The sequence below is a fragment of the Limnohabitans sp. 103DPR2 genome, assembly GCF_001412575.1.
Classification (GTDB): domain Bacteria; phylum Pseudomonadota; class Gammaproteobacteria; order Burkholderiales; family Burkholderiaceae_C; genus Limnohabitans_A.
Map to the genome: position 1 here is coordinate 357,167 of NZ_CP011834.1, position 19,086 is coordinate 376,252.

Genomic DNA, 19,086 nt, shown 5'->3' on the forward strand with positions numbered 1-19,086 from the left:
ACGCGCAAACATTCGGGCTTTTCAGGGTGACAGCAAGCCAGACGCAAGATAGGCTTGCAACATGAACGCTAGCATCCAGTCCACGCCTTATTTGGCTTCGGCCGCCGACTTGCCCAAAGTGGCGCCCCAAGCACCGTTTCCGTTGGTCCCGCAAATTCGCCTGTACCAAAACTGGCTCCAACAAAACCGCGGCATCGTTTTTGATCAGTACCCAGATTTGTGGCGCTGGTCCATCACCGACCTCGATGCATTTTGGCAAAGCATTTGGGATTACTTTGCCATGCAATCCCCCACACCGCATACCGCTGTCTTGGCCAAGAATGCCATGCCCGGTGCAGTGTGGTTTCCTGGCGCTCACGTCAATTACGCTAGCCAAGTATTGAGGCACGTGGACGCTGCGCATGCGGCAGGTTTTCCGGCCTTGATTGCGCAAAACGAAAAGGGACAACATCAAGAAATTTCTTGGCCTGAACTCCGGCGTCAAGTGGCCTCGATGGCCCTTCATTTGAAGGCGCATGGGGTGCAGCCTGGCGATCGCGTGGCAGCGTACTTGCCCAATATTCCAGAAGCCATCGTTGCATTTTTGGCCACCGTCAGTGTGGGCGGTGTATGGAGCATTTGCGCGCCAGACATGGGTACCTTGGCGGTCTTGGACCGGTTCAAACAGATCGAACCCAAAGTGCTGATTGCTTGCGATGGCGTCTCGTATGGCGCCAAAGACTACGACCGCATGACAGTGGTGCAAGAGCTCAAAGATGCATTGCCCTCCGTGCAACATGTGATCGTGCACGACAATTTAGGCGTGGTCGATTTAGCGAGCAATGAAGTGGCTGCAGCCACGCGCTTTTCTCAAACAACGACCAAGCACGGCGCCGATGTCGATGCCTTTGAACCGATGGCCTTGCCGTTTGAGCATCCCTTGTGGATTGTTTATTCCAGTGGCACCACCGGATTGCCCAAGCCCATTGTGCATGGTCATGGCGGCACTGTGATCGTGGCCTTGGCACTCAAAATTTTGCACAACGATGTGGGTTGCAGCTATCACCCCAACAGCTGGGGTGAGCGCTTTCATTGGTACAGCTCAACGGGTTGGGTGATGTGGAATGCGCAGGTGGGTGGCTTGTTGAATGGCACCACCTGTGTCATTTACGATGGCAATCCTGGTGGGAGCAAAGACAATCCCGATTGGAGTACCTTGTGGCGATTTGCTGCAGAGAACAAAGTGACCTACTTTGGCGCAGGCGCAGCATTTTTTGCCAATTGCCAAAAGGCAAATTTAGATCTGACGCAATGCGGTGACCTGTCCCGCATCAGAGCTTTGGGTACCACCGGTTCCCCTTTGTCTGCTGATACGCAAAACTGGGGCACACAACAATTCAAACGCATCCAAGCGCAGCATGCCCAAGCGCCTCATTTGCATCGCGAAACAGATGGCGATATCTGGTGGTGCAACATTTCGGGCGGCACCGATTTTTGCGGTGCGTTCATTGGTGGCAACCGCGAACTGCCGCAAGAGGCGGGCGTGATGCAATGCCGTTTGCTCGGTTGCGCAGTTGAAGCGTGGAACGAAGCGGGCGATCCCGTGCACGGTGAGGTGGGCGAGTTGGTGTGCGCGCAACCCATTCCTTCCATGCCTTTGTATTTGTGGAACGATCCCCACAACGCGCGCTACCTGGCCAGTTATTTCGAAATGTATCCCGCAGGCCATGGGCGCAAACCTGGCGGTGGTGATGCGCCGGTTGAGTATGGTGGTGTCTGGCGCCACGGCGATTGGTTGCGCATTGGCGCAGCCGATCAAGGTCAGAACGGCGGCGAAGGCTGTGTGATTTTTGGTCGCAGCGATGCCACCATCAATCGCCATGGTTTGCGCATGGGCACCAGCGAACTCTACAGTGCCGTCGAAGCATTGCCTGAAGTGATCGACAGCATGGTGGTTGATTTGGAATATTTAGGTCGCGAAAGCTACATGCCTTTGTTTGTGGTGTTGCGTCCCGGTTTGCAATTGACGCAAGACATGAAAAACAGTTTGAACAACGCGATCAAAACGGCTTTGAGTCCGCGCTTTGTGCCCAATGAAATTTTTCAAGTAGCAGAAATTCCGCGCACCCTCTCGGGTAAGAAACAAGAGCTGCCCATCAAGAAACTAATGCTGGGTCAGCCCTTGGAAAAAGTGGTGAACAAAGATGCCATGGCCAATCCCGCATGCTTAGATTGGTATGTGGCATTGGCCAAACAACATTTGGCAAAGACGGCATGAAAAAAGCCAGTGTGAGAACACACTGGCTTTGAGCGACATTGAACTGCGCATGAAGCGCAAATTCATATTCAGTTTTTGTGCAAGTCGGCGTTCAAGCTGCCCCAGCTCTCAGTGCGGGGAATTACTTGCACCGCACCTGTTTGTGAATCGCGGCGGAACAAGATGCCGTTGCGACCCGACAATTCACGCGCTTTGACCACGCTGCCATCGGGCATCTTCACACGTGTGCCGCCGGTCACATAGCAACCCGCTTCCACCACGCAATCGTCGCCCAATGAAATGCCAATGCCAGAGTTGGCGCCCAACAAGCAACGCTTGCCAACAGAGATCACTTCTTTGCCGCCACCCGACAAGGTGCCCATGATGGAGGCGCCGCCGCCCACGTCACTTTGATCGTCCACCAACACGCCTGCACTGATGCGGCCTTCCACCATGGAAGCGCCCAAAGTGCCTGCGTTGAAGTTGCAGAAACCTTCGTGCATGACGGTCGTGCCAGAGGCCAAATGCGCACCCAAGCGCACGCGGTCCACATTGGCGATGCGAACACCGGAGGGCACCACGTAGTCGGTCATGTAGGGAAACTTGTCCACAGCCTTGACGTCAAACACCACGCGGGCTGCGCGAGCGCGCAAACGAGCGTCTTGCAACTGGTCCAGTGGGCAAGGGCCCATGGAGGTCCAGGCCACATTGGCCAACAGACCAAAGATGCCGGTGACATTGGCTTGGTGTGGCTTGACCAAGCGGTGGCTGAGCAAATGCAAACGCAAAAACACATCGTGTGTGTCTTTGGGTGGCTCGGCCAATGTGGAAATGCTGGTTTTAACAGCGACCACGTTCACGCCGCGCAACTCGCAAGTGCCCAGTGCTTTGATGAAGGACTCGCCCAAGTGCGTGCGCACATCAGCATCGCTCAACACGTGGCTGCCGTTTTCTTTGACGCCTTCAGCCAACTGAGGTGCTGGATACCAAGTGTCCAACACAGTGCCGTCTTTGGCCAATGTGGCCAAGCCATAAGCAATGGCGCCGCTTTGAATCATGGGTGGGGTTTGCATGGGTGTACTCCGCGAAATGTCACGATCCTGTCGTGCGTTATGAAAATCAAAACCGAGATTATCGGGCTTTGTGGAAGGGTTTGTTTTTATTCAAGTTCAGCCAAGGCAATGCGGCCTTGTTGAAGCCATTGATCTTGTGTGTTTTTAAAGCCCCATTGAATTTGCCTTTGTTGCCAGTCCAATTCGATCATTGCAAAATGGTTTTGTGTCACCAATTCGCCCAAGCGATTGGGGCCGGCCTCCTTTGCGGTCTGCCATGCATGCGTCATGCCGCTGGAAGTGAACTCGTAAAGGGGGTACAAGTCGGCCGACGGGCTTTTATAGACAGCGCCAATGTGGCGATCGCCTGACAACAAAACCACGCCTTTGGCACCTGTGCGCCGAATCACTTGGCGCAGTTTTTCTTGCTCTAAGGGCAAATTGTGCCAACCTTCCCAGCCATGACCTTCCACCACCACCTGCACGCCAGAGACAATGAGGCGAAGGTCTGCAGGCGTTTGCAGTTGCGCCGTCAACCATTGCCACTGGACCTCTCCCAGCATGGTTTTGGCAGGGTCCGCATCGGGCACATAGCGTTCTTTGCCAGGCGCATCGCGTTGGTCTGTTCTGCGCAGTGCAGATCGAAATGAGCGCGTGTCCAGCAAGATGACCTGAACGCGCTGTCCTGCGTTGCCAAAGCTCACGGCATGGTAGAGACCTTCTCGTGAACGGCGTGGGTCGTTGGCGGGCAAGCGCCAAAAGTCAAGGAAGGCTTTTTTGGATGCTTCTTTGTGTTGAAACTCTGCGCCGCCATCGTTCAGACCCATGTCGTTGTCATCCCAGATGGCCATATGGGGAATGGTTTTGCGGAGTTGCGCAAAACCAGGCTGCGCCGCTTGGGTGGCATAAGCCTGCTCGAGATTGGCCAACAGCCATGGTTGGCTGTCTGCATAGACGGTGTCGCCTCCAAAAATGAACAGATCGGGACGATTGGCCAGAACAGCTTGCCATATGGGCTGCTCTTTGTTTTGGTTGATGCACGAACCAAATGCAATTTTTTGGATGTGCGTTGGCCAAGCAGGTGTCGTTCCAGATGTCTCCACCAAAGCTTTGTTGTTGCTGGCGCATGCGCCAAGGCCAGACAGCAGCGTGCTGTAGAGGGTGGTCTGGAGCAGTTGACGACGGTCCATGAGGGTCTTGTTCCTTGGCAGTATTGAAAATGTATACGCTCTGGATATTTTATGACTGTTCAGTTCAATTTTGAGTTTCCCTCGCTAAAATGCCCGCATGAACACCGCAGCCGCGCCACTTAAAAAGTCATTCAAAGCCCAGATGCTCGAAGCACGTGAGCAAGCCATCACGGCTTCCGTCAACCGCTTGTTGTCGGAAAAAGGCTTTGATGCCATGACGGTGGACGAGGTCGCTGCCGAAGTGGGCATTGCCAAGGCCAGCCTGTACAAACACTTCAACAGCAAAGAAGAATTGGCTTGCGCGGCCATGGTTCAAGCGATGCAGAAGGCCGAGGCATTTTTGTTGGACTTGAACCAAACCGAAGAACAGGGACCTACAAGCTGTGTGTCCATGAACAAACTCATGGCGACGGCGCGTTGGGTTTTGCAGTTGAAATTGGCCGGTGAAATGCCAAGCTTGCCTAGCCAAAACTCTACCTTGCGCGCCAGTTTGATGGGCAGCAAGCCTTACATGGATGGCTTGATGAAGGTCAGCGACTTGTTGGGTGCATGGATTTTGCAAGCGCAAAAAGAAGGCTTCATTAATCAGGCATTACCGCCTTTGGCCGTGCTTTACACACTGTATGCCAGGGCCTGTGATCCGGTGGTGGAGTTTTTGAAGATGAGTGAACTGCACACCGATGAGGAAATCATCGACATCATCATGACCACTTGTTTTGCTGGCTTGAGTGCACGGGCCAATTAAGCCCTAGTCATCCAAAGTCACCCACAGTTTCAAGCATCAACGCGCCAAATTTTGCGCGCTTCAAATGCCAGTTGTTCATTCTTGCGTGCATAGCCCAAAGGGTTGGCCACCACTCGGCAACCCGCGTGCACATAGTCATGTGCGCAATGCAAATGACCATGCAACCACAGATTGGCTTTGGGCAACAAGTGGTCCAGCGCGTTGCAAAAGCCTGCGGTACCGGGCGTTAAACCGTAACGGGGGTCGGCACTTTTCAAGCTGGGTGCGAAGTGTGTCACGACCACTGTCACGCCTTCAAAGGGCTCTGACAATGCATGGGTTAGCCAAGCTTGATCGGCCTTCGCTTGAGCTCTGACTGCATCCGATAAAAACGGTTTTCCGTCAAGTGTGGTACCGGTTTTGCGCAAATAAAAATCGGCGGCACGCTCTGCTTTTTCGCGGGCTTTGAGTTGTTGCGTGAGCGGCCCTTGCTGGGGCACCAAGGCTTCAAAATCACTCCACAAAGTGCAGCCGATCAAGCGCACACCGTTCATCACCTTCACACGCCGATGCAACCATGTGATTTGCAAACGCTCACAGGTCTCTTGCAATCGTGTGTGTGCTTCTTCAAAGGGCATGCCATCGTATTCGTGATTGCCAGGCACAAAGAAAACGGGTACTGGCCATGCGGCCAAATCTGCCCGAGGTGAAAACCGAGCCAGACCAAAATTGTGGTCATCTTGAGTGACCAGCATGGAGCCTTCTTGATAGGAACCAATGTCACCAGCCAAAATCAACACGTCTGCACCCGGTGCAAATTCGGGCACAAAATGTGGGTGAGTTTCCAGATGGAGGTCTGACAGCAATTGAATGTTCATCATCTGCCCTGAGCTTTGAAGACATCGTGCGCAATGTTGATCAGCACATCGCGCAACCACACATGGTCACTTTGTGCATGTTTGCGGCGATGCCACAAAGCGTCCACGTGCAAAGTCGGAACCTTGAATGGCAAATTGCACAAATAAAACTCTTTTGAAATGCCTGTGGTGGGCACAAAGTGACGCGGCAACACGGTTAGCAAATCGGAGTTCACCACCACGCGTCCAGCGGTGAAAAATTGATTCACGGTCATCACCACACGCCGTTGTTTGCCAATCGATGCCAAAGCTTCGTCAATGAAGCCATACGGCCGACCCGAAAAGCTCACAAGCAAATGGCGCGCATTGCAAAAATCTTCCAGCGTGATTTCCTTCTTCGCCAGTGGATGGTCTTTGCGCATCACACACACATATTCGCCGTCGTACAAGCGGTGATGTTCAAAGGCGGTGGCTTCACCGATTTGCGCGCGGGCGGTCAAGTCGGCCAAGACAGCTGGAAAATAACCCAAGGCCAAGTCCACCACACCGTTTTCTAACAAGCCCCTGGGGTCGCGCGTGGTGAGCGGCAAAACGCGCACCGAAATGTTGGGCGCGTGATGTTCAAGCTCTTGTGCAAGGCCGCCCATCAATTCAGCCGCGGTGGCATCGGCCATGGCCAACACAAACGAGTTGCGCGCTTGGCTAGGCACAAACTGCTGTGGCACCAAGGCAGATTGGAGTTGGTCCAGTGCCTCTCGCACGCTAGGCCACAAAGTCAAGGCAAAAGGCGTTGGCGTAATGCCTTGGCCATCACGGCGAACCAAATCATCGCCCAGGGTTTCACGCAAGCGGCGCAAGGCATTGCTGACCGCGGGTTGCGTGATGGACAGGTTGCGCGCCGCTTTGGTCAAGCTGCGCTCCGCCATCACCTCGTCAAAGACCCGAAGCAGGTTCAGATCCAGGGTGCGGAAGTTGGTTTGTATGGCTTCAATCATTTCCGTTGTGAATGATAGGCATCATGAATATAAAGTTGAACAATATCAGAGTAAACCCTATGATTCAATCATTGATCGGGCAAATGATGCGTTTTTGCATCAACCCCAGATCAGCAAAGCATTCAATCTCGCAAAGAGGAAACGTCATGAACCACAATTTTGTTCACTTAGAGTACCCCCTGACCCACCCCGGTGTTGACCGAGCTGAAAAAGTTGTCAACAACTTCAAGCGCTTGAGCGACACCTTCAGCCCCACACGCACTTTGGCCATCATGCTGTTGGCTGCTGTTCTGGCGGCATTCGTTGTGGTGGCCGATCAGATGATTGACACATGGGCCGAAGGTCACTTGTTGGCCGCATGGGTTGCACTGTGGGCTGTGGTGTTTGCGGCAGTGGGTTTGTTCGCTGGCGTTTCCAAGTCAGTGGCCATTCAGTTGAAAACTGGCTTGGACCGTTGGGCGGCCAGCGCTGCACAACGTCGCTCTGATGAGCGTCTGTGGGCCATTGCACAAACGGATGCTCGCTTGATGTCGGAGTTGCAAATTGCCACGTCGCGCAGCGATGAGGAAACTCTGTTGGGCGAGAACAGCACACAACGCCGAGTAGCCCGTTTGTTGAACCAACGCCAGTACTACATCTGATCCTGTGTTGGCGTTCAGCCTGGCTGGACGTCAATGATCCATGCCTCCTTCGGGAGGTTTTTTTTCGCCTGCTCAGGACGCATCACTGCGTCACCGATTTTTGCGAAGCCAAGTAGATGCCAGGCAAGATCATGGCAGCCCCCATGGCATGGTGCCAACCCAAGGTCTCACCCAAGAACAGCCAAGCGACCAAACTGCCATACAAAGGGCCCATGTACAGGCTGGCCGCGACGCGACTGGCGCCTAAGGTTTTTTGACAAAAACCATAAGCCCAGTAAGCACCCACTCCGGGGAAAAGCGCTGCGGTGATGACAAGTAGGCTGGCCGTCCAACTCCAATCGGCATGAGGTGTGGTTACCCATTCCGTTAAAGCAAAGGGCAACAGAACCAAGCTGCCACCCATGCAAGTGGCAGCCAATCGTGCTGTGGAACTCAAGGGGCTTGCCCATTTTTTCAGCAGCAAAGCATAAGCAGCCCACGACACCATGGCCATCACAATCAGGCCATCGCCCAGTACCCAGACCACTTGCGACAGGGCCGTCCACTGGCCTTTGACGACCACATGCAAGACGCCCAACAAGGCCAGCACCACACCGAAGCCTTGACGCCAAGAGAAGCTTTCTTTGAGGCCCACCACAGCGCCAAGTGTGATCAAGACAGGAGATGCGGCATAGATCAAGGCAATGTTGATGGCCGTGGTGGTTTCAGCCGCCCAATAAACCCAAGCACCACAAATGAGCATGCCCAATGTGCCCAGCGCCAAATATTGAGGCCAAACTTTGGTGGTGTGATGGCGCTCCCGCCAAAGCTCGTTGCGCGAGATGGCGGCCAGGATGAGCCCCGCCAAGAACCATCGGCCCAGTGCGAGCACGTGGGGGCTGATGATGCCTGGCGCAGTTCTGGCGACCACGTAGTTCACCGACCACATGGCCGGTGTGAACCACAACAAAGCTTGCGCCAGTTTGAGGCGCGAGGCAGCGTTTGTCAGACCGCCGCTAAGCGCTGTTCCAACGCTGCTTTGGTGTCGAGCAAAGCCTTGGGCATGTTGTAAGCCAACTGCTCAAAGTGGGTCGTGTGCAATTGCAACTCTTGTTGCCACGCAGCTTTGTCAATGCTGGTGACGGTTTTGAATTGGTCGGCTGTGAAATTCAAGCCGGTCCAGTTCAGTTCGCCATAAGTTGGCGTGATGCCAAACATGGTTTCTTGACCTTGGGCCTGACCTTCTAAGCGGTCGATCATCCACTTCAAAACGCGCATGTTGTCGCCGTAACCGGGCCACACAAACTTGCCGGCTTCGTCTTTGCGGAACCAGTTGACGCAGTAAATGCTGGGCAACTTGTGACCGCCCGCTTCAATCTTGGCGCCCACGTCCAACCAGTGTTGGAAATAGTCGCTCATGTTGTAACCGCAGAAGGGCAACATGGCAAAAGGATCGCGGCGAACCACGCCTTGTGCACCAAATGCAGCGGCAGTGGTTTCAGAGCCCATGGTAGCGGCCATGTAAACGCCTTCAGTCCAATTGCGTGCTTCTGTGACCAAAGGCACGGTGGTGGAGCGGCGACCGCCAAAGATGAAGGCGTCGATCGACACGCCAGCCGCATCGTCCCATGCGGGGTCGAGTGCGGGGTTGTTGGTGGCAGCCACTGTGAAACGCGCATTGGGGTGCGCCGCTTTGGCGCCCGTGTCTTTGGCAATCTGGGGGGTCCAGTCTTTGCCTTGCCAGTCGATCAAATGGTCTGGCAATTTGCCGGTGTCTTTGTCCATGCCTTCCCACCAGACGTCGCCGTCATCGGTCAAAGCCACATTGGTGAAGATCACGTTCTTGTCCAAGCTGGCCATGCAGTTGGGGTTGGTGTGGTGGTTGGTGCCTGGTGCCACGCCAAAGTAACCTGCTTCGGGGTTAATGGCCATCATCTTGCCGTTGGCTTGAGGTTTGATCCAAGCGATGTCGTCGCCAATGGTGGTGACTTTCCAGCCATTGAAACCTTCGGGCGGCACCAACATCGAGAAATTGGTTTTGCCACACGCACTGGGGAAAGCCGCAGCCACGTGGTACTTTTTGCCTTGAGGATTGGTCACGCCCAAAATGAGCATGTGCTCGGCCAACCAACCTTGTTCGCGGCCCATGCTGGACGCGATGCGCAAAGCCAAGCATTTTTTGCCCAACAAAGCATTGCCGCCGTAGCCGGAACCGTAAGACCAAATCTCGCGTGTTTCAGGGTAGTGAACGATGTACTTGACGGTGGGGTTGCAAGGCCAAGACGTGGTGTCTTTGGCGCCATTGACCAAAGGTGCGCCCACGGTGTGCAAGCAAGGCACGAACTCACCATCGGTGCCAATGACGTCGAACACCGCTTTGCCCATGCGCGTCATGAGCTTTTGATTCACGGCCACATAGGCGCTGTCGGTCAACTCAATGCCAACGTGTGCAATGTGAGAACCCAAGGGGCCCATAGAGAATGGCACAACGTACATGGTTCGGCCTTGCATGCAACCATCGAACAAAGGGTTCAAGGTTTTGCGCATCTCGGCGGGGGCCATCCAGTTGTTGGTGGGGCCGGCGTTCTCTTTCTTTTCAGAGCAGATGTAAGTGCGGTCTTCAACACGGGCCACATCCGAGGGGTCTGAGCAAGCCAAGAAGCTGCCAGGACGCTTGGCAGGATTGAGCTTTTTGAAGGTGCCACTGTCAACCAACTGTTGGCACAGGCGGTCGTATTCTTCTTCGGAGCCGTCACACCAGTAAACATTGGCGGGCTTGCACAAGGCAGCCATTTCAGCCACCCAAGCAATCAGCTTGGGGTTTTTAACGTACGTGGGTGTATTCAGGTTCAAGCCCTGCATCACGGGTGAGTTCATGGGAAAAGCTCCAAAGTTTAAAAATCGTTTTTTGCAAATGTCCTCTTCTGCACAGTTTCCTGGGCGATGGCAAACGACACTTGCAAAAAACGACCAAAGCGCGCCAAAAGGCACGCTTGGCTGGTCAATTTCCAACGGCAATGTACCCGTCTTGTAACCACACTTGAATTTTAGGGAGGCTGACCTGAATTGGGAATGACTAATTGCCGAATCAGCTCAAAATATATGCAAAACTTGCATAAAGTTAGCCGGCGCTATGGCAGCCTTAGCCTTTGCAGATTCTCAAGACCTCTTGACCGTAGGCTTCCAGCTTTTTAGCGCCCAGGCCGCTGATGCCATGCAGGTCTTCGAGGTTTTGGGGTGAAGCTGCAGCAATGGCTGCCAAAGTGGCATCGTGAAAAATGACATAGGCTGGCAAGTTGTGTTCTTTGGCCACTTCGGCCCGCCATGCTTTGAGGTTGATGTAGCGCACCAAGGCGTCTTGACTGAGGTTAGCGGCCGCTGGGCCAGGGGCCTGAGGTTTGCGGCTGCGTTTTTCGGGTTTTTGGCTTAAAGACTCACGCAACTGCACACTGACCTCCCCTTTCAGAACCGCACGTGAGCCTTCGGTGAGTTGCAGGGTGTTAAAGACCTGTCCTTGCACATTCAAAGCACCCATGGCAATCAGTTGGCGTAAAACGCCGCGCAATTGAATTTCGCTGAAGTTGGCGCCGATGCCAAAGGTGCTGAGTTGGGTATGCCCGTATTGCGTGACCTTTTCGGTGGCCTTGCCCCGCAAGATGTCCATGATGTGACCAGCGCCAAAAGAAAAACCACTGTGTTGTTGAGCGCGGAAAACGGTGGAGAGCAATTTACGGGCTGCATCGGTGCCATCCCAAACGGCGGGTGGGTTCAAACAGTTGTCGCAATTGCCACAGGGCTGGCTGGCTTCATCAAAATAAGACAGCAAGCGAACACGTCTGCAATCGGTGGCTTCGGCCAATGCCAACAAGGCATCCAATTTGCCGCGCATGACTTGCTTGAAGTTTTCTTCGGCAGGACTTTCATCGATCATGCGGCGTTGGTTCACCACATCTTGCAAACCATACGCCATCCAGGCATCTGCACGCAAACCGTCGCGCCCTGCACGGCCTGTTTCTTGGTAATAGCCTTCGATGTTTTTGGGCATGTCCAGATGCGCCACAAATCGAACATCCGGTTTGTCGATGCCCATGCCAAATGCAATGGTGGCCACCATGACAACACCTTCGTCGCGCAAAAAACGGTCTTGGTGTTTTTGCCTCAGGGCCGCGTCTAGGCCGGCGTGATACGGCAGGGCATCGATGCCGGTTTGGGCCAACATCTCGGCCACTTCTTCAACCCGTTTGCGTGACTGGCAATACACAATGCCAGCCTCACCTTCGTGCTCGCGCTCGATGAATCGCAGCAGTTGGGTAGACGCATCTTTTTTCTCGACGATGGTGTAGCGAATGTTGGGGCGATCGAAGCTGCTGATGAAGAGTTGGGCTTCTTCAAGTTGCAGTCTTTCAATGATGTCTGCACGTGTGAGGGCGTCGGCCGTGGCCGTTAAGGCAACCCGCGGTACACCTGGAAAACGTTCATGCAAGACCGTAAGGCTGCGGTACTCTGGGCGGAAATCGTGGCCCCATTGGCTGACGCAATGCGCTTCGTCAATGGCAAACAAACTGAGAAGGCCTTGGGCATACAGCGAATCGAGTTGTGCCAAAAAGCGGGGTGTGTTGATGCGCTCTGGGGCAGCATACAAAAGCGTGATGTCGCCTTTGCGCAAGCGTTGTTCGATGACACTGGTTTCGTCTGGGCTGAGCGTGGAGTTTAAAAATGCGGCACTGACACCCGCCTCATGCAATGCGCCCACTTGATCGTGCATGAGCGCAATGAGCGGCGACACCACAATGGCGATGCCCAAGCCAGCTTGCTGCCTGGCAATGGCGGGAATTTGGTAACACAAACTTTTGCCGCCGCCAGTTGGCATGAGAACCAAGGCATCGTGTCCGCCGGTGACATGCGAGATGATGTCTTGCTGGGGGCCTCTGAACGACTCGTAGCCAAACACCTCACTGAGAATGCGCAGGATGTTGCTAGAGGGCGTGGATAAAACAGAGCTTGTCACAGCGGGTATTGTCCACCATGTGATTGCCTGGATTTTGTAGACGGTTGACGCCGCCTTGCATTCTTAAGTCAATGCAAGATTCGCGGCGTTAAGAATTGCGGTTCAGGTGGTCTTGAACTGCGTGGCTTTGATCACATTGGTCCAACGGACCACTTCGTCGGCAATGAATTTTTCGGGGTCTGCCAAAGTGAAGGGGTCAGCGCCGGCTTTTTCAAGGTCCAGCAAAAAAGCGGGGTCGTTGCGCACCTTGTTGTGCGTGGCGCGCAAAAAGTCCATCACCTCGCGCGGCACGCCGGCGGGTGTGAACACCGCATTGAAAACTTGCACGCGCATGTCTGGAATACCCGCCTCAACCGATGTTGGAATATCAGGTGCCGCTTTAAGGCGTGCATCGCTGTTGACGCTCAAAATGCGTGCACGACCTGCACGGTGCTGCGTCAGTACAGCGGAGGACATGATGGGCGTGATCATGGGGACATGGCCTGCCACCAAATCTTGCATGGCGGGACCGCCGCCTTTGTAGGGTACATGCTGCACATTGAGCTTGCCGCCTTGCAGTTTGAACAGTTCACCTGTGAGGTTGGTGATGGTGCCTGGGCCGGCTGAGCCATAGGCGTACTTGCCGGGGCTGGCCTTGATCAAATTCACCAACTCTTTGAGATTGTTGGCCGGCACGCTGGGGTTGACCACGATGCAGGTGGGATTGATGCTGACCATGCCAACCAAATTGAAGTCTTTGATCGCGTCGTAGGTGGCCGTGCCAGAAGCCAGAGGATTGATGATTTGAGTGGAAGAAGTGCCCAGCAAGAGGGTGTAACCATCGGCCTTGGCTCTGGAGGCTTCTGCCGCGCCAATGGCCCCGCCAGCGCCCGCTTTGTTGTCGACAATGAAATTGGCGCCGGTATGCGCAATGGCAAATTTGACCCATAAGCGGCCAATGATGTCGCCATCGCCACCCGGGGCGAAAGGCACAATGACCTTAATAGGGCGATCGGGAAATTTGGCTTGGGAGAAGGCGGCGGAGGGTGTTAAACCAGAGAGCAGGGCGCTGCCACTCAAGGCCAAAAATTGACGTTTTTTCATGTGCTCAATATAGAGAGATTGGCAACAAGCTTCAATTGGGGGTGGGCCTGACTGTGACGAATTCTCATGAGTCAGTTTGTTTTTCTACAATAGGGGGATGAAAGCCTTGAATTACACCCGCGCGAAAGCCCTGCCAGAGATTCTGGAAAAACGCATTGCCATTTTGGACGGCGCCATGGGCACCATGATTCAGCGCTTCAAATTGAGCGAGGCCGATTACCGTGGTGAGCGCTTCAAAGACTTTGCTAAAGACGTGAAGGGCAACAACGAATTGCTGAGCCTCACACGTCCCGATGTGATTCGCGACATTCACGAAGGCTATCTGGCCGCTGGCGCAGACATGATCGAAACCAATACGTTTGGTGCGACGACCATTGCGCAAGAAGACTACAACATGGCCGACTTGGCCATCGAAATGAACCGGGCCTCTGCGGCCTTGGCCCGTGCAGCATGCGACAAGTTTTCAACACCAGAGAAACCACGCTTTGCCGTTGGCGCTTTGGGCCCCACCCCCAAAACAGCCAGCATCAGTCCTGATGTAAACGATCCTGGCGCACGCAACGTGGACTTTGAAACTTTGCGCAAAGCCTATTACGAGCAAACCCAGGCCTTGGTAGAAGGCGGCGTGGATGTGTTGTTGGTGGAAACCATCTTTGACACCTTGAATGCCAAAGCTGCCTTGTTTGCCATTGAGGAATATTTTGAAGCCAGTGGCGAACGCTTGCCCCTCATCATCAGCGGCACCGTGACCGACGCCTCGGGTCGCATTTTGAGTGGTCAAACCGTCACTGCCTTTTGGCACAGTGTGCGCCATGCGCGCCCCTTGGCCATTGGTTTGAATTGCGCATTGGGCGCGACCTTGATGCGCCCGTATGTCCAAGAGTTGGCCAAAGTGGCAGACGACACCTTCATCAGTTGCTACCCCAACGCGGGCTTGCCCAACCCCATGAGTGAGACCGGCTTTGATGAAACGCCCGAGGTTACCAGCCGTTTGCTGCATGAATTTGCAGCGGAAGGTTTGGTCAACATTGTGGGCGGCTGTTGCGGCACCACGCCAGATCACATCGGTGCTATTCAAAAGGCCGTGGGCCCCTTGGCACCCAGAGGCTTGCACACGGCGGCGTTTTACAAAGAGGCGGCCTGATCGTCCCGTTTAGCCAGTTAAAATAAGCCATCTCCAAGGAGCGTTGCAGCTCGCCGCCCATCAAGGTTGCGAGTCAGGCTTGGAGTTCAATCTGGGGCATGCCCCATTCTTATTGCAAACCACGCTCACCTGCGATCCAAGAGGTGAGTTGTGTCTTCAGTTGCTGTTCCCCCGTTAAAACTGTCTGGCTTAGAGCCGGTTCAAATCGGCACGGGTACTCTTTTCGTGAACATTGGTGAGCGCACCAACGTCACAGGCTCTAAAGCCTTCGCCCGCATGATTTTGAACGGCGAATACGAACAAGCTTTGGCCGTGGCCCGTCAGCAGGTCGAAAACGGCGCACAAATCATTGACATCAACATGGACGAAGCCATGTTGGACAGCCAAGCGGCCATGGTTCGTTTCTTGAACCTCATTGCCTCCGAGCCCGACATTGCCCGCGTGCCCATCATGATCGACTCCTCCAAGTGGAGCGTGATTGAAGCCGGCCTGCGTTGCATTCAAGGCAAAGGCATCGTCAACTCCATCAGCATGAAAGAAGGCGTCGATGCCTTCAAACAACAAGCGCATTTGATCAAGCGCTATGGTGCTGCCGCGGTGGTGATGGCGTTTGATGAAAAAGGCCAGGCCGACACCTACCAACGCAAAATAGAAATTTGCGAACGCGCCTATCGCGTGTTGGTCGATGAGGTGGACTTTCCACCCGAAGACATTATTTTTGATCCGAACATTTTTGCCATTGCCACCGGCATTGAAGAGCACAACAACTACGCGGTCGATTTCATTGAGGCCACGCGCTGGATCAAACAAAATTTGCCAGGCGCCAAAGTGTCGGGCGGTGTGTCCAATGTGTCCTTCAGCTTCCGCGGCAACGACCCTGTGCGCGAAGCCATTCACACGGTGTTTTTGTACCACGCCATTCAAGCAGGCATGGACATGGGCATTGTCAATGCCGGCATGGTGGGCGTGTACGACGAACTCGAATCCGACTTGCGTGAGCGCGTAGAAGACGTGGTCTTGAACCGCCGCCCCGATGCGGGCGAGCGTTTGGTGGAAGTGGCAGAAAACGCCAAAGGCGCGGCCAAGGACGATTCCCAAAAGCTCGCTTGGCGCGGCACACCCGATGCGCCCGTATCTGTATCGGCACGCTTGTCACACGCCTTGGTCCACGGCATCACCGACTTCATCACAGAAGATACCGAAGAAGCCTACCAAGAAATTTTGGCCAAAAACGGAAGGCCCTTGCACGTGATTGAAGGCCCGCTCATGGATGGCATGAACGTGGTGGGCGATTTGTTTGGTCAAGGCAAGATGTTTTTGCCGCAAGTGGTCAAGTCTGCGCGGGTGATGAAGCAAGCCGTGGCGCACTTGGTCCCTTACATCGAAGAAGAAAAGCGCCAGCAAGAAGCCGCAGGTCAAGACGTCAAATCCAAAGGCAAGATTGTGATTGCCACCGTCAAAGGCGACGTGCACGACATTGGCAAGAACATCGTGACCGTGGTGCTTCAGTGCAACAACTTTGACGTGGTCAACATGGGCGTGATGGTGCCTTGTCACGAAATTTTGGCCAAGGCCAAAGAAGAGAACGCTGACATCATTGGCTTGTCCGGTCTCATCACCCCCAGCTTGGAAGAGATGCAGTACGTGGCCAGCGAGATGCAAAAGGACGCGCATTTCCGTTTGCGCAAAATGCCTTTGCTGATTGGTGGCGCCACCACAAGTCGTGTCCATACTGCCGTCAAAATTGCACCGCACTATGAAGGCCCGGTGGTCTATGTGCCCGACGCCTCGCGCAGCGTGAGCGTGGCGCAAGGTTTGTTGTCTGACCAAGCTGCCACCTACATTGACGAACTCAATGCCGACTACGCCAAAGTGCGTGAGATGCATGCCAACAAAAAGCAAACGCCCATGTGGCCATTGGCCAAAGCGCGTGGCAATAAAACGCAAATCGATTGGACAAGTTTTAAATCACCCACGCCCAAGTTCATTGGTCGCCGTGTGTTCAAGAATTTTGACCTGGCCGAATTGGCGCGTTACATCGACTGGGCCCCCTTTTTCCAAACCTGGGATTTGGCCGGCCCGTACCCCGCCATTTTGAAAGACCAAGTGGTGGGCGTTGAAGCGCAAAAAGTCTTCCACGATGCGCAGAAGATGCTGCAAAAAATCATTGAAGGCCGTTGGATCACCGCGCACGGTGTGATGGGCTTGTATCCTGCCAACAGTGTGAACCACGACGACATTGCTTTGTATGCCGATGAGTCGCGTCAAACGCCTGTGCTCACATGGCATGGCTTGCGTCAACAAACAGAAAAGCAAACCGGCAAGCCCAGCCGTTGTTTGGCAGATTTTGTGGCGCCTTTGCTTGACGCAAAAGGTCTACCTACCAAACTACAAGACTACGTTGGCGTCTTCGCCGTCACGGCTGGCATCGGTGTTGAAAAACGCGAGCAAGCTTTTGAAGCGGCACACGACGATTACAGCGCCATCATGCTCAAAGCCTTGGCCGATCGTTTTGCAGAAGCCTTTGCAGAGTGCATGCATGAGCGCGTTCGCAAAGATTTGTGGGGCTACGCCGCCACAGAGAACGCATCGCTCGACGACTTGATTGCCGAAAAATACCAAGGCATCCGACCTGCACCAGGCTACCCTGCCTGCCCTGACCACTCGGTTAAAAAGCAAATGTTTGAACTCTTGCAATGCGAAGAGATTGGCATGGGCTTAACGGAGAGTTTGGCCATGACGCCTGCCGCCAGCGTATCCGGTTTTTACCTCAGCCACCCCGACAGTCAATACTTCAACGTGGGCAAAGTGAGTGAAGACCAAGTGCAAGACTTGGCCAAGCGTCAGAACTTGAAAGTGTCAGACATTCAGAGATTGTTGGCGCCTAATCTGTGAGCGCCTTCATGTGTGTTTGGTGCGCGCTCTTTTGCGCCCACCACAAACACGCCACGCCCAAAACGCCGGCCAGCAACATCCAACGCAGGCCGTGCGCATAGCCCACCTCGGGTGTCCACATCAAACCCAAAGCCCAAGGCGCGACAGCGCGCCCCATGGCCAATGGCACGCCCAACACGCCATTGAGTTGCCCTACGTGGTCGCGACTGACATATTGCGCCATGGCAGTGCCTTTGACGATGGTGTTCAAACCATTGCCGAGGCCATAAAACGTGACGAACAGCAAAGCCGCCCAGGGAGCCAATCCACCCACCACCAAAAACACCAAGCCCAAAGGTACCAGGCATGGAATCCATCGGTTGGCAGCATGAACATCCAAATGTTTTTCAAACAAAAACAACAAGAATCGCCCCAGCACTTGAATGGCGCCAATGGAAGCTGGAATGGCAATGACCCATGCTGGTGACAGGTGCGCTTCTTCCAACAAACTCACCATGTGTGCAGGCAATGCAGAGCTGACGATGGCAGTCATCAGCATGAAGCCCGCCAGCAACCAAAAGGGCGCGCGCTTTAAATGCACTTTGATGGAAACTGTTGGTGTGGCGAGGCGCGCATTTGAATCTGCATTGCCGTCTGTACTTGTGATTGCATTCACAAGTGCCTTTTGAGGCGCTGCACCTTTCAGCAACCATGCATGCAAGGGCATGCAGATCAGCCACTGCATCAATGCCAAGACCCACAAGGCATGCCGCCAGCCCAAGCTTTGAATCAACCAAGACGACAGCGGTATGAATACTGTGCTGGCCAATCCGCCCAAGAAAGTCATGATGATGATGGCGCGCCGAAAGTCATTTGGAAAACGTCGCGTGACCACGGCAAACACGGGCGCGTACAAGGTGGCGGACATGCCCAAGCCCAGGCCTAACCACACCGCATAAAAGCCCGCAAGGCTGTCAATGAAGCTGTGTGCCAACAAACACAAACCCACCCAAGCAGACCCCCAAGTCATCACCCGGCGTTCGTGACCGCGGTCGATCCAGCGCCCTATGGCATAAGCCATTAGACCATCTGCCAACAAGGCCAAACTGAAACCCAGTGAAGCATCTGCGCGGCTGAGGCCCAGCTCGCGCTCCACCGGTCCCATGATCAATGAGAAGGTGTAAAACACGCTGCCCCAAGTGATCAATTGAGCCCAAGACAGCCAAACTGCAAAGGGCGCTAATTCGGGAGCGTGATGAGAGATTCTTGTGAGATCCCAGTACGGCCTGATTCTGCGCATGAC

14 protein-coding genes and 1 riboswitch are annotated in these 19,086 nt (G+C 54.4%); of the genes, 5 read left to right on the forward strand and 9 right to left on the reverse strand.

All coding sequences use genetic code 11. The annotated features are described in order from the left end of the window. The first annotated feature begins 61 nt into the window (after positions 1 to 61). A complete protein-coding gene (locus L103DPR2_RS01585) occupies positions 62 to 2,257 on the forward strand; it encodes an acetoacetate--CoA ligase (RefSeq protein WP_082466676.1) in 2,196 nt (731 codons plus the stop codon). Positions 2,258 to 2,325: 68 nt separating this feature from the next. On the opposite strand, the gene dapD is transcribed toward L103DPR2_RS01585, so the two are convergent. Both dapD and L103DPR2_RS01595 read right to left on the reverse strand, forming a co-directional pair. After that, on the reverse strand, positions 2,326 to 3,309 hold the full coding sequence (dapD, locus tag L103DPR2_RS01590) for a 2,3,4,5-tetrahydropyridine-2,6-dicarboxylate N-succinyltransferase (protein ID WP_055359450.1): 984 nt from the start codon (positions 3,307 to 3,309) through the stop codon (positions 2,326 to 2,328). Between the two features lie 86 nt (positions 3,310 to 3,395). After that, positions 3,396 to 4,478 carry an alkaline phosphatase D family protein gene (locus L103DPR2_RS01595; protein WP_055359451.1) on the reverse strand — a complete coding sequence of 361 codons (1,083 nt, stop codon included), beginning with the start codon at positions 4,476 to 4,478 and terminating at the stop codon, positions 3,396 to 3,398. Between the two features lie 97 nt (positions 4,479 to 4,575). On the opposite strand from L103DPR2_RS01595, the gene L103DPR2_RS01600 reads away from it, so the two are divergent. Further along, entirely contained in the window at positions 4,576 to 5,223 is a 648-nt protein-coding gene (locus L103DPR2_RS01600; protein WP_055359452.1) for a TetR/AcrR family transcriptional regulator, read from the forward strand. A 29-nt stretch (positions 5,224 to 5,252) separates the two neighbouring features. Here L103DPR2_RS01600 and L103DPR2_RS01605 read toward each other — a convergent pair whose 3' ends face one another. Next, a complete protein-coding gene (locus tag L103DPR2_RS01605; RefSeq protein ID WP_055361779.1) occupies positions 5,253 to 6,080 on the reverse strand; it encodes a metallophosphoesterase in 828 nt (275 codons plus the stop codon). After that, entirely contained in the window at positions 6,080 to 7,054 is a 975-nt protein-coding gene (locus L103DPR2_RS01610) for a LysR family transcriptional regulator (protein WP_055359453.1), read from the reverse strand. Before L103DPR2_RS01610 ends, L103DPR2_RS01605 begins: the two co-directional genes overlap by 1 nt. A gap of 146 nt (positions 7,055 to 7,200) precedes the next feature. On the opposite strand from L103DPR2_RS01610, the gene L103DPR2_RS01615 reads away from it, so the two are divergent. Then, positions 7,201 to 7,695 carry a hypothetical protein gene (locus L103DPR2_RS01615; RefSeq protein ID WP_055359454.1) on the forward strand — a complete coding sequence of 165 codons (495 nt, stop codon included), beginning with the start codon at positions 7,201 to 7,203 and terminating at the stop codon, positions 7,693 to 7,695. Between the two features lie 82 nt (positions 7,696 to 7,777). Here L103DPR2_RS01615 and L103DPR2_RS01620 read toward each other — a convergent pair whose 3' ends face one another. From L103DPR2_RS01620 to L103DPR2_RS01635, 4 genes are all read right to left on the reverse strand, one after another. Then, positions 7,778 to 8,644, reverse strand: coding sequence for a DMT family transporter (locus L103DPR2_RS01620; protein ID WP_231717661.1), 867 nt, complete (start codon positions 8,642 to 8,644; stop codon positions 7,778 to 7,780). Positions 8,645 to 8,679: 35 nt separating this feature from the next. Continuing rightward, positions 8,680 to 10,551 (reverse strand): phosphoenolpyruvate carboxykinase (GTP), encoded by a 1,872-nt coding sequence (locus tag L103DPR2_RS01625; RefSeq protein WP_055359456.1) that lies wholly within the window; start codon positions 10,549 to 10,551, stop codon positions 8,680 to 8,682. 265 nt (positions 10,552 to 10,816) lie between these two features. Continuing rightward, complete coding sequence (recQ, locus tag L103DPR2_RS01630; protein WP_231717662.1) at positions 10,817 to 12,682, reverse strand: DNA helicase RecQ; 1,866 nt, start codon at positions 12,680 to 12,682, stop codon at positions 10,817 to 10,819. A gap of 102 nt (positions 12,683 to 12,784) precedes the next feature. Next, the gene (locus L103DPR2_RS01635; protein ID WP_055359458.1) at positions 12,785 to 13,765 is read right to left on the reverse strand and encodes a Bug family tripartite tricarboxylate transporter substrate binding protein; all 981 of its coding nucleotides are present in this window, start codon (positions 13,763 to 13,765) and stop codon (positions 12,785 to 12,787) included. Between the two features lie 97 nt (positions 13,766 to 13,862). On the opposite strand from L103DPR2_RS01635, the gene L103DPR2_RS01640 reads away from it, so the two are divergent. Further along, a complete protein-coding gene (locus L103DPR2_RS01640) occupies positions 13,863 to 14,909 on the forward strand; it encodes a homocysteine S-methyltransferase family protein (protein WP_055359459.1) in 1,047 nt (348 codons plus the stop codon). 29 nt (positions 14,910 to 14,938) lie between these two features. Then, positions 14,939 to 15,043: riboswitch (S-adenosyl-L-homocysteine riboswitch) on the forward strand. A 16-nt stretch (positions 15,044 to 15,059) separates the two neighbouring features. Next, positions 15,060 to 17,804, forward strand: coding sequence for a methionine synthase (metH, locus tag L103DPR2_RS01645; protein ID WP_082466678.1), 2,745 nt, complete (start codon positions 15,060 to 15,062; stop codon positions 17,802 to 17,804). Here metH and L103DPR2_RS01650 read toward each other — a convergent pair. Next, a complete protein-coding gene (locus L103DPR2_RS01650; protein WP_055359460.1) occupies positions 17,794 to 19,083 on the reverse strand; it encodes an MFS transporter in 1,290 nt (429 codons plus the stop codon). The two genes, metH and L103DPR2_RS01650, sit on opposite strands and share 11 nt — an antisense overlap. Positions 19,084 to 19,086 lie beyond the last annotated feature (3 nt).